This is a genomic window from Corallococcus praedator (assembly GCF_003612125.1).
Lineage (GTDB): Bacteria > Myxococcota > Myxococcia > Myxococcales > Myxococcaceae > Corallococcus > Corallococcus praedator.
Window position 1 is genome coordinate 1 of record NZ_RAWI01000342.1, and the last position, 10,111, is coordinate 10,111.

A 10,111-nucleotide genomic window follows, 5' to 3' on the forward strand; every position below is an offset into this window, starting at 1 on the left:
CTCCGGCCCTGTCCCTCATCCCGGCCCGGGCGGTGCCTTCCGCCATCCCGGCGAGCGCGGCCCCGCGGAGCGCGGTCCCCGCGACGCCGGTGGCGATGGGCGCACCGTCCACCAACCACCTGCGCCCCACCGAGGACGCGCTCTTCGATGCGCACGCGGCGGTGCTCGCGGGCTCCACCCACTCCTTCGTGGAGGGTGAACACCGCGTCATCATCCACACCGTCGAAGGCCAAGTGAAGCGCGGCACCATCCGCGACGCGGACCTGCTCGAGGACACCATCTCCCTGGAGCAGCAGAGCGGCTTCGCCCCCGAGCGCATCCCCGGCAAGCGCGTGAAGGCCATCTTCTTCATGCTCGCCGCGGGCGCGCGTCAGCCCCAGGCGGAGGGCTCCAAGATTCGCGTCACCTTCAACGACGGTCGCCAGGTCGCCGGCTTCTCCCAGGACTTCAAGGGCCCCACGCCGGGCTTCTTCGTCGTCCCCGCCGACAACCGCACCAACACCGCGCGCATCTTCATCTACCGCGCCAGCGTGCAGGCCGTCGCCGAAGGCTAGTGCCCCGGGGCGGGCCCCCCCCGCCCCCACGCTTCGCGCACAAAAAAAGAGGGGCCTCGGTGACGAGGCCCCTCTCTTCATTTCACCGTCCGCAAAGGGTCGGTGAGAGGACGACTACTTCGTGTCCTTGGCCGCCGGAGCCGCCGCCGCGTCGGCCTTCTTCGTGGCCTCCAGGTCGAGCGTGATGGTGACCTCGTCGCCCACCGCGAAGCCGCCCGTCTCCAGCGCCTTGTTCCAGGTCAGGCCGAAGTCGCTGCGCTTGATCTTCGTGGTCGCCGTGGCGCCACGGCGCACGTTGCCCCACGGATCCTTCGACTCGGCCGTCGGGCCGTCCACGTCCAGCACCACGGGCTTCGTCACGCCGTGCATCGTCAGGTCGCCCGAGACCTTCAGCTTGTCCTTGCCGGCCTTCGCGACCTTCGTCGACTTGAAGGTGATGGTCGGGAACTTCGCCGTGTCGAAGAAGTCCGGGCTCTTCAGGTGCTCGTCGCGCTTGGGCTCGTTGGTGTTGATGGTGGTCGCGTCGATGGTGGTCTCGATGGTGGACTTGGTGATGTCCTTGTCATCGATGTTGATGGTGCCCTTCACGTTGCTGAAGGCGCCACGCACGGTGGACACCATCATGTGCTTCACGCCGAACTGCGCGCTGGAGTGCGACGAGTCCAGCTCCCACGTGGTCGCGAAGGCGAACGAGGGGGCGGCGACGGCAATCAGGGCGATGGCGGACTTCAGGGACATCTTCATGGTGTGGACTCCTGGAGACTGCGGACTGCGAGGTTCAAGCGCGCAGCGCGAAGCTGCGCATGGACAAGGTTCCGTGATGGAAACCCTCGAACACCGGGGTGAGACGGTCCTCGGCGAGGGCGGCTCCGAGGACGAAGTAGATGGGCAACCAGTGCTCGGGAGATGGATGCGCGACCCGCGCATTCGGTGCGTCCCCCCACGACTGAAGCCCGACGAAATCACGTGCGGCAAGTTTTCCGGCGACCCACGCATCGAACTCGGCGGCCCATGGCTCCACGGACGCCAGCTTGGATCTGAAATTCACCCGGCGCAGGTTGTGGACCACCCCGCCGCTGCCCATCAGTAGCACGCCGTCCGCGCGCAGCGGGCGCAAAGCCTCGCCCATCTTCGCCACCGCCGAGGGGGTGGCATCCGCCGGCAACGCCACCTGGATGACGGGCACGCGCGCCTCCGGGAAGGCATGCCGCAAGGGAACCCAGACGCCATGATCCAATCCGCGCTCGGTCTCCGCCACCGCGGGTACGCCCGCCGCCGTCAGCCTCGCCACCACGTCCGCGGACAGGTCCGGCGCGCCGGGCGCCGGATAGCGCAGCCGGTACATCTCCTCCGGGAAGCCATGGAAGTCATACACGAGCGGCGGCGCGGCCATCGCCGTGACATGCACGCGCGCGTCCGTCTCCCAGTGCGCGGACACCACCACCAGCGCCTTCACCGGGCCCACGCCCTCGCCAAAACGCTTGAGCGCCTGCGGGTATTCGTCCGAGTCCAGCGCCGTCATGGGCGAGCCGTGCGACACGAAGAGCGCCGGCGCCACCTGCCGGGCGACCGTGGGCCCGCTGCCCATCACACCCGCCACCCCGGCGGCCGCCACACCCTGCAGCACTTCGCGTCTGTCCACCCCGGTACCCATCGTGAGCACCTTCCAATGCAACCCTAGGACCACCGCACCTGACACGCCAAGCCACTGGAATCACAGGGCTTCAAATTCCGCCCCTGCAAAAGCACTCTCAGAATGATAGAGAACCCCCTCAGTCTGAACGGATTGGGGAGTCAACGTGGCCGGGCTGGAAGGGCTGGACCTGAGGGAGCTGCTGGCGTTCGAGCCGAAGGGTGGCGTCATCCACTTCGCCGGGCAGCGGGCGCTGCTGATGGATCCGGTGGCGCTGGGGCTCCTGCGCACGGAGATCGTCGGGATGATGGGGATGACGGCGGCGCGCGGCATCTTCACGCGGCTGGGCTACGCGCACGGCTGGCGCACGGCGGAAGCGATGCGCACGGCGGTGCCGTGGACGGACGAGTCCGAGTGGCGCCGCGCCGGGGGACGACTGCACACGCTGATGGGCCAGGTGCGCGTGGAGCGCATCGAACGGACGGAGAAGGACGGGCCGGAGCCCTTCGCCGAGGCGCAGTGGCGTGACTCCTATGAAGCCGAGCAGCACCTGCTCCACCTGGGCCAGGCGGATCAACCGGTGTGCTGGAGCCTCACCGGCTTCGCGTCCGGCTACCTGAGCTACTGCAACGGCAAGCCCATCTATTGCGCGGAGATGAAGTGCGTCGGCAAGGGGGACGCCCTCTGCCAGATTGTGGGCCGGCCCGCGGAGGAGTGGAGCACCGAGTGCGCGGAGGTGATGCGCTTCTATGAGACGCAGTGCATGGAGGGCGTGCTCGGGCAGGTGACGGAGGCCTTGCGGCAGGCGGAGCGCAAGCTGCGCGCGAAGCGCCAGTCGCTGGCGCGGGTGTCCGGCGTGGCGGAGGACCCGGCGGGCATGGTGGCGCGCGCGGACGCCATGCAGAAGGTGCTCAACCTGGCCCGGCGCTCGGCGAAGGTGGACACCACCATCCTCGTCACCGGCGAGAGCGGCGTGGGCAAGGAGAGAATCGCCCGGCTCATCCACGACGAGTCCGGCCGCGCCCACAAGGCCTTCATCGCGGTCAACTGCGCCGCGGTGACGGAGAGCCTGCTGGAGAGCGAGCTGTTCGGTCACGCGAAGGGCGCCTTCACCGGCGCAACGCACGACCGGCCCGGCCTCTTCGAAGCGGCCCATGGCGGCACCCTCTTCCTGGACGAGGTGGGCGAGGTGCCCCCCGCAATGCAGGCCAAGCTGTTGCGCGTCCTCCAGGAGCGCGAGGTGCGGCGCGTGGGTGAGAACCTCAGCCGCAAGGTGGACGTGCGCGTGGTGGCCGCCACCAACCGCGAGCTGACCGAGGAGGTGCGCCTGGGCCACTTCCGCCAGGACCTCTTCTACCGGCTGCGCGTCATCGAGCTGCGCATCCCGCCCCTGCGCGAGCGCAAGGAGGACATCCTCCCCCTGGCCCGGCTGCTGCTGGCGGAGGCCGGTGAGCGCCTGGGTCGCCGCGTGAGCGGCCTGTCCCCGGACGCCGCGGATCAGCTCCTGCGCTACCCCTGGCCGGGCAACGTGCGCGAGCTGGGCAACGCCATCGAACGCGCGGTGGTGCTGTGCGAGGGCCCCCGCGTGGAGCGCGAGGACCTGCCCGAGGAGGTGCGCGCCGCGCCCCCCAGCATGGTCCCCACCGGCAGCCCGCGCCGCCTGGAGGACATGGAGAAGGACTACATCCTCGCGGTGCTGGCCCAGAACGGCGGCAACCGCTCGCGCACCGCGGAGCAGTTGGACATCGGCGTGGCCACGCTCTACCGCAAGCTCAAGCAGTACGGGCACCCGGAGGCCGCGCACTAGCCACGAAAGCGAACGGGCCCACCGACGCTTTCGCGTCAGCAGGCCCGTGTCACGACGCAACGAAGGCGGTTCAGTTGAGGAACTGGTCGCGGTCGGGCGGGCGCTCCTTGCCCACCACGCGCAGGTGCTTGGAGCGGTCGCGCAGCTGGCGCTGCAGCCGCCAGTGCTGCAGGTGGAGCATGAGCCGCTTGGGGCTCGCGCCGCGCACGTAGGCGAACACCAGCACCAGGCTGAACAGCTCCGGCGCCAGGAACTGCCAGGACGGCGCGGTGAGCAGCCGCAGCACGGTGAAGCCCGCGCCAATGGCCGCGAACCAGTTGCCCGTCAGCGGGATGCCCCAGAAGTTCGCCTGCCCCCGTCCGATGACGAGCCCGTACGCCACCCAGAGCACCGTGGTCATCACCGAGCCACCGGCGTAGGCGCTCGCCATGGGCATCACCAGCGCCAGCAGCACCGTGAGCAGGCCCGCGAACACCGTGATGCCCACCGACGCCATCAGCAGGCGCCGCGAGCCCCAGGTGGACTCCAGGAAGCCGCCAATGGACCAGATGATGATGCCGCCGAAGATGATGCCCAGCGGGTCCGGCGCGATGAACGCGTAGGTGAACAACTCCCACACGCGGCCGCGCAGCACGTCCGTGGGGTTGAGCAGCAGCAGCACGCCCTGCCCGCCGCGCGTCGCCAGGAACAGCGCGGAGAAGGCCACCAGCGCCACCGCCAGCTTGGCGGCCATCGATTCCAGGCCGACGAAGCCGCCGCCAAAGCCGCCGCCTCCGCCCCTGTTGAAGCCCCGCATGGGTCGCATAGAGGCCCAAAGGTGGTGGAACACCGCCCGGTCCGCAACCCCAATCGCAGAAACGATGAAGGGCGCCCCACCCTGATGTCTCCAGGGAGAAGCGCCCTCACCTCCATCCACCTTCACGCGCCGGTCGCGGGACTCAGACCTTGTGGCGGTAGAAGAGCGTGATGGTCAGACAGTGAAACTCCTTGTCCGAGGACTGCGTGACGATCTTGTCCACGATGTCCACGCCGGAGTTCTCCTTCAGCCACTTGGTGATGTTCTCGCCCATGTTCTCGCGATCGCGCGCGAGCGTGGTGGAGAACACCTTGACTCCCGTGAAGCTGATAACGCCCATTCCAACCCTCGTGTCACCAGAGATTACGAACGTTTACCCCGAGTCGCGGGCGCCATCAAGAAACGGGCCCGACAATCCGGCCCGGCGCTGAGCCGAGGGGTCCGCCCCCTGGGCCTCCGGGGTGAGGCTGAAGCCACCGTCCTCCCGCCAACACTCGAGGTGGCGGGGGACGGCGGCATGGCTGTCAGCGACCCGCGGCGGCGCGGCGGGCCTGACACGTCACCTCGTCCTTGCAGGCGGGACCGATGCCTTCGGGGTGGGCCGTCAGGGGCGTCTTGTCGCTCTCTTCCACGCCACACACCACGCAGCGGCGCTTGCGGTTGCGGCGCTCGGCGCGGCGCTGCTCGGCGATGGCCTTCGCCCGCTCGCGGGCCGTCTTCGCGTCCACCTCGTTGCTCATCTCACGTCCCATCCGGAAGTCGTCTGCCCCGTCCCCAGCTGGCGCCTAGAGCGCCTCGACCAGCACGGCGATGCCCTGGCCGCCACCAATGCAGGCAGAGCCGATACCATAGCGAGCGCCCCGACGCTTGAGCTCGTAGGCCAGCGTCATGGTGATGCGCGCCCCGGAGGCCCCCAGCGGGTGGCCCACGGCGATGGCGCCGCCGTTGACGTTGGTGGCGTCGCGTGGCAGGCCCAGCTCCTTCTCCACCGCCAGGTACTGGGGCGCGAAGGCCTCGTTGACCTCGAAGAGGTCCACGTCGGACAGCTTCGCGTCCGCGCGCTTGAGCAGATTCCGGATGGCCGGCGCCGGGCCAATGCCCATGATCTTCGGGTCGCACCCGGACACGCCCCAGTTGACGAGCCGCGCCACCGGCTTCAGGCCGTGCTTCTCCACGAAGGTGCGCGTGGCCATCACCATGCTGCCGGCGCCGTCGCAGATGCCGCTGGCGGCGCCCGCGTGCACCACGCCGTCCTTCTTGAAGACCTTGGGCAGCTTGCGCAGGGTCTCCACGGTGGTCTCCGGACGGTTGTGCTCGTCCTTCGCCACCACCGTGTCGCCCTTCTTGCCCTTGAGCGTCACCGGGGCGATTTCGTCCCCCAGGCGGCCGGCTTCCTGCGCGGCGGCGAAGCGCTTCTGGGTGAGCACGGCGTACTGGTCCACGTCGTCCTGGGTGAGGCCGTAGTCCACCGCGAGCTGCTCGGCGGTGAGCGCCATGGCCTGGCCGGTGTAGCTGTCCGTCAGGGCCGTCCAGAGCATGTCCTCCAGGCCGCCCTTGCCCAGGGGCAGGCCCCAGCGCGCGCCGCGGATGACGTGGGGCGCCTGGCTCATGGACTCGGTGCCGCCCGCGAGCACGCACTCGGCGCCGCCGGTCAGCATCATCTCCGCGGCGGTGACGAACGCCTGGAAGCCGGAGCCGCACAGCCGGTTGACGCCCAGGGCGGGCACCGGGACGGGCACGCCCGTGCGCAGGCCCACGTGGCGCGGCAGGTAGATGGCGTCCGAGCTCGTCTGGACGACGTTGCCGTACACCACATGCTCAATCAGTTCCGGGGACACGCCCGCCTGGGCCAGGGCCGCCTTCGCGGACTCCACGGCCAGGTCGGTGGCGCTCAGGTCCTTGAGGCTCCCACCGTAGGTACCGAACGGGGTGCGCTTGCCGGACAGGAAGTAGATTTCCTCGTTCTTGGACACGCTCTTCATGGTGCTCGTCTCCCTACTCTTCCGGGGCGCGCGGTGCACGCATGACGTGACGGGGAAAATGCAGGGGCGGCCTCAGCCCGCGCGCCTGCCCAGGAAGGCGCCCGCGACGATGGCAAGCGCGATGGCCGTCCACAACAACCCCTGGAGGTTCTGCCGGCGGATTTCCTTGCGGCCAAGGCCCTGGTACCAGGACCGCCCGGCCTGCACCCGGCCCTCCCAGGTGAAGGCGCCCGGCTCCGCCCGGTCCAACCCGTCCAGTCGGCGCACATGTGCGCGAAACAGGCGCTCGGGGGAGGCCCCCTCCAGGGAGCCGGAGCGGTAGCCGGGCAGGTCCAACGCGGGGCGCCGGTAGCCGGCGGTGACGACGAAGCCCCCGGAGGCCAGGGGGGTGAGCAGGTAGAGGCGGGGCAGGTCGTCCCTGCCCAGGTACAGGGTCGCGAAGACGCGCTCGCCGGGGTGGGCCCAGTCGTAGGAGCGGGTGGCCTTCTGGAGGAGCGGCTTCTCCTCGTGGCTGCCCAGGGGGGTGAAGCCCAGCGCCTGGAGCTGTCCTTCGAGGGGCGCGAGCGCCTCCGGCAGGTCCATCTGGTCGGCGGGGGCCTCCGGTTCGATGCGGACGGTGCCGGGGAAGAGGAAGAGCAGCGTGCGCCAGAAGTTGAGGAACAGCAGCACGCCCGCGAGCACGAGGCTCGCGACGACGAATCCCAGCTGACCGAGGACGTTCATGGACCGGGGGCCTTCGGTGCTTTAGCGGCGCGACGCGGTGGAGGGCAGGTGCTGCCAGCGCGCCAGCGCCTCCGGGGTGAGCGGGTCGCGCCCCTCCAGGTAGCGCTCCAGGTGGCCCAGCGAGTCCACGCCCCAGAACATCTCCCCGTCCACCAGCACGGAGGGCACGCCGAAGGTGCCCAGGGCCAGCGCCTCGTCGGTGTTCCTGCGCACGCGGTCCTTCACCTCCGGCGTCACCGCCCGGGCAAGCAGCGCCTTCGCGTCGAAGCCGGCCTCTTCCAGCACCGCGCCCACCTGCTCCGGCGTCTCGATGCCCCGGCCCTCGCCCCAGGCCGCCGAGTAGAGCGCGGTGACGAGCTTCGTCCGGGCCTCCACGTCGTCCACCGCGGCCGTCACGCGCAGGGACAAGAGCGGGTTGAACGGGTGCGAGGGCGGCAGGGTGAAGGGAGCGCCCTGCTCGTGCGCGATGCGGAAGGTCTGCTTGAAGACGTAGACGCGCTTGGCGGGAATCTCCGCGGGCCCCACGGAGCCTACGGCGTTGAGCAGCCCCGCGAGCAGCACCGGCACGGGCTCCAGCGTGCGGCCGTGGCGCGCCGCGAGGGCGGGCATCCGCAGCCAGGCGAGGTAGGCGTACGGGGACAGGTAGTCCAGGCAGAAGCGCAGGGGGGAGGGGGCCATGGGGCCATCCTACCCAGGACACCGCCTGTCAGGCGCTTCGCTTGAGCTCTTCCAACTGGCGCGACAGCGGGCCGCGCAGGGAACTGGCGAGCGACTGGAGGTGCGTGGCCTTCGCGTTGCCAAAGGCCCGCTCGGCGATCTCCAGCTCCAGCATCACCTGCTCGTGCGTGCCGTGCCGCTCCGCGTGTTGCAGGTAGACGAGCCCCATCTGCAGCACGTTGCCGGTGGCCTCCGCCAGGATGAGCGCGTGGCGCAGGTGCGCGTCCCCTTCCGCCTGGGGCACCAGCGGCGCCAGCGCGCGGCGGGCCAGGATTTCATCCCACGGGTTGGCGAGCACCGGATCCAACGCGCGGGAGAGCGCCGTCTGCGCGGCGGCGAGCGCGGCGGGCAGCCGGCCCTGGTCGCGCTCGAAGCGCGCCTGGTACACGTGCACCAGCGTCTCCATTCGCAGGCCGCCCTGACGCGCGGCCTCCAGGGCTCGGGGCAGCGACTCGCGCGCGGCGGCCGCGTCCTCGAAGAGCACGTCGCGGCACGCCTGGTACACCTGCACGTGGGCCTGCAGCCAGCGGTCCTGGGGCAGCACCCGCGCCAGGGCCTCGCCGCGCGCCACCACCGCGGCGACCAGCTCGTGCTCGCCGCGCTCCAGGTAGTACGGCGGCGTGAAGAGGGCCAGGTTGCGCTCCATCAGCCGGGGGCTGCCCAGCCTGCGGATGAGCTCCGCCTTCTGCGCCAGGGCCGGCGCGAACGCGGCGCCATCCCCGGTGAAGGCCGCGCGCGTCACCTTCGCGAAGAGGTGGTAGGCGCGCACGTCGGTGAAGCCGTGGGCCTCCGCCACCGCGAGCCCGTCGCGCAGCACGTCCTCGTCCAGCGCCTCGCCGCGCAGGGCCAGGTTCACGTTGAGCAGGTAGCCGCCCATGCCCAGCGCCCACGCCAGCCGCCGGGGCGGACGCCCCACCGCGTCCCGGAAGTCGCGCAGCCGCGTCACCTGCTTGCGCTGCTCGGACACGCCTCCCGACCAGCGGCCGGTGTACGCGCTCAGCGTCGCGCGGGCGATGGACAGCCCGGCGAGGTAGGGCGAATCCTCCGGGTGCTCGGCGGACGCGCTCGCGATGAGCGTCTCCATCTCCCGGGTGCGTCCCAGGATGGCCAGCGACATGGCCTGGAGGATTTGAAGCTCCGAGCGCTTCCAGAAGACATCCACCGGCAGCATGCGCTCGCCCGCCGACACCTCGCGGAACAGCGGGCAGAGCAGCTCCTCGCGCTCCTCCGGCGTGGCCGTGCGCGCGGAGGCCAGCCGCTGGGCCGCCTCGCGACGTCCGGACGCCACGTCCACGGTGGACTCCCAATACGCGAAGAGGCGCTCCGCGTACGCCACCGACGTCGGCGGGTCGCTGGAGTAGCCCACCTCCACCAGCGACACCCACGTGCGGATCAGCTGGTCCAGACGCCCCGGGAAGTCCGGCGCGGACTCCAACAGCCCCGCCGCTTCCTTCAGGAGCAACGTGGCCTCCAGCAGCGCCTCCGCCTCGATGGCCGCCTTGCCCGCCTCCAGGAGCGGCTGGATGGCCTCCGCGGGCGCGTCCGAGCGCGCGTAGTGCCAGCCCACCGCGCGCACCAGCCCGGCGCGTCCCGCGGGCAGCGCCTGGAGCGCCCGCGCCACGAGGCCGTGGTGCCCGCGGCGATCCATCTCCGGCGTGCTGTCGTAGACGGTCTGGTGCACGGTGTCGTGCGTGAAGACGTACCGGCCCTCCACGTCCTGGAGGAACTGCCGCTCCACGATGCCGTCCAGCACCGCGAACAGCTCCGCCTCCGGCAGCCCCGCCAGCGAGCGCACCAGCGGCAGGTCCAGCATGCGGCCCGCGGGCGCGAGCTTGCGCAGCAGCGCCACCTGCTCCGGGGGCGCGCTGGCGAGCCGCACCAGCACCGCCTCCTGGACGC

At 70.7% G+C, this 10,111-nt stretch carries 11 protein-coding genes; 2 read left to right on the forward strand and 9 right to left on the reverse strand.

Annotation, left to right across the window (positions count from 1 at the left end; translation table 11 throughout):
* The coding region (locus D7Y13_RS31645) for a DUF6982 domain-containing protein (RefSeq protein WP_439329246.1) at positions 1-554 on the forward strand (554 nt) is incomplete at its 5' end.
* Positions 555-668: 114 nt separating this feature from the next.
* On the opposite strand, the gene D7Y13_RS31650 is transcribed toward D7Y13_RS31645, so the two are convergent.
* Positions 669-1,298, reverse strand: coding sequence for a YceI family protein (locus D7Y13_RS31650; protein ID WP_120535324.1), 630 nt, complete (start codon positions 1,296-1,298; stop codon positions 669-671).
* A gap of 34 nt (positions 1,299-1,332) precedes the next feature.
* Complete coding sequence (locus tag D7Y13_RS31655; RefSeq protein WP_120535325.1) at positions 1,333-2,208, reverse strand: DODA-type extradiol aromatic ring-opening family dioxygenase; 876 nt, start codon at positions 2,206-2,208, stop codon at positions 1,333-1,335.
* A gap of 145 nt (positions 2,209-2,353) precedes the next feature.
* Between D7Y13_RS31655 and D7Y13_RS31660 the strand changes: the two genes are divergently transcribed.
* Positions 2,354-3,994: a sigma-54-dependent Fis family transcriptional regulator gene (locus D7Y13_RS31660; RefSeq protein ID WP_120535323.1), complete on the forward strand. Its 1,641-nt coding sequence runs from the start codon at positions 2,354-2,356 to the stop codon at positions 3,992-3,994.
* 70 nt (positions 3,995-4,064) lie between these two features.
* Here the strand turns inward: D7Y13_RS31660 and D7Y13_RS31665 are convergent, their stop codons facing one another.
* From D7Y13_RS31665 to D7Y13_RS31695, 7 genes are all read right to left on the reverse strand, one after another.
* Positions 4,065-4,799 (reverse strand): DUF1751 domain-containing protein, encoded by a 735-nt coding sequence (locus D7Y13_RS31665; protein WP_120535322.1) that lies wholly within the window; start codon positions 4,797-4,799, stop codon positions 4,065-4,067.
* Between the two features lie 133 nt (positions 4,800-4,932).
* Entirely contained in the window at positions 4,933-5,130 is a 198-nt protein-coding gene (locus tag D7Y13_RS31670; protein ID WP_120535321.1) for a hypothetical protein, read from the reverse strand.
* Positions 5,131-5,314: 184 nt separating this feature from the next.
* On the reverse strand, positions 5,315-5,530 hold the full coding sequence (locus tag D7Y13_RS31675; RefSeq protein ID WP_014399195.1) for a hypothetical protein: 216 nt from the start codon (positions 5,528-5,530) through the stop codon (positions 5,315-5,317).
* A gap of 45 nt (positions 5,531-5,575) precedes the next feature.
* Positions 5,576-6,772 carry an acetyl-CoA C-acetyltransferase gene (locus D7Y13_RS31680; protein WP_120585663.1) on the reverse strand — a complete coding sequence of 399 codons (1,197 nt, stop codon included), beginning with the start codon at positions 6,770-6,772 and terminating at the stop codon, positions 5,576-5,578.
* 72 nt (positions 6,773-6,844) lie between these two features.
* Entirely contained in the window at positions 6,845-7,495 is a 651-nt protein-coding gene (locus D7Y13_RS31685; RefSeq protein ID WP_120585664.1) for a hypothetical protein, read from the reverse strand.
* 21 nt (positions 7,496-7,516) lie between these two features.
* Positions 7,517-8,173: a 2-hydroxychromene-2-carboxylate isomerase gene (locus tag D7Y13_RS31690; RefSeq protein WP_120585665.1), complete on the reverse strand. Its 657-nt coding sequence runs from the start codon at positions 8,171-8,173 to the stop codon at positions 7,517-7,519.
* A 28-nt stretch (positions 8,174-8,201) separates the two neighbouring features.
* On the reverse strand, positions 8,202-10,111 hold a 1,910-nt coding region (locus D7Y13_RS31695), incomplete at its 5' end, for an ATP-binding protein (protein WP_500683187.1).

Coding starts and splice junctions, on each gene's coding strand:
- D7Y13_RS31650 (WP_120535324.1), bottom strand. CDS start 1,298: ATGAAGATGTCCCTGAAGTCCGCCATCGCCCTGATTGCCGTCGCCGCC.
- D7Y13_RS31655 (WP_120535325.1), bottom strand. CDS start 2,208: ATGGGTACCGGGGTGGACAGACGCGAAGTGCTGCAGGGTGTGGCGGCC.
- D7Y13_RS31665 (WP_120535322.1), bottom strand. CDS start 4,799: ATGCGACCCATGCGGGGCTTCAACAGGGGCGGAGGCGGCGGCTTTGGC.
- D7Y13_RS31670 (WP_120535321.1), bottom strand. CDS start 5,130: ATGGGCGTTATCAGCTTCACGGGAGTCAAGGTGTTCTCCACCACGCTC.
- D7Y13_RS31675 (WP_014399195.1), bottom strand. CDS start 5,530: ATGAGCAACGAGGTGGACGCGAAGACGGCCCGCGAGCGGGCGAAGGCC.
- D7Y13_RS31680 (WP_120585663.1), bottom strand. CDS start 6,772: ATGAAGAGCGTGTCCAAGAACGAGGAAATCTACTTCCTGTCCGGCAAG.
- D7Y13_RS31685 (WP_120585664.1), bottom strand. CDS start 7,495: ATGAACGTCCTCGGTCAGCTGGGATTCGTCGTCGCGAGCCTCGTGCTC.
- D7Y13_RS31690 (WP_120585665.1), bottom strand. CDS start 8,173: ATGGCCCCCTCCCCCCTGCGCTTCTGCCTGGACTACCTGTCCCCGTAC.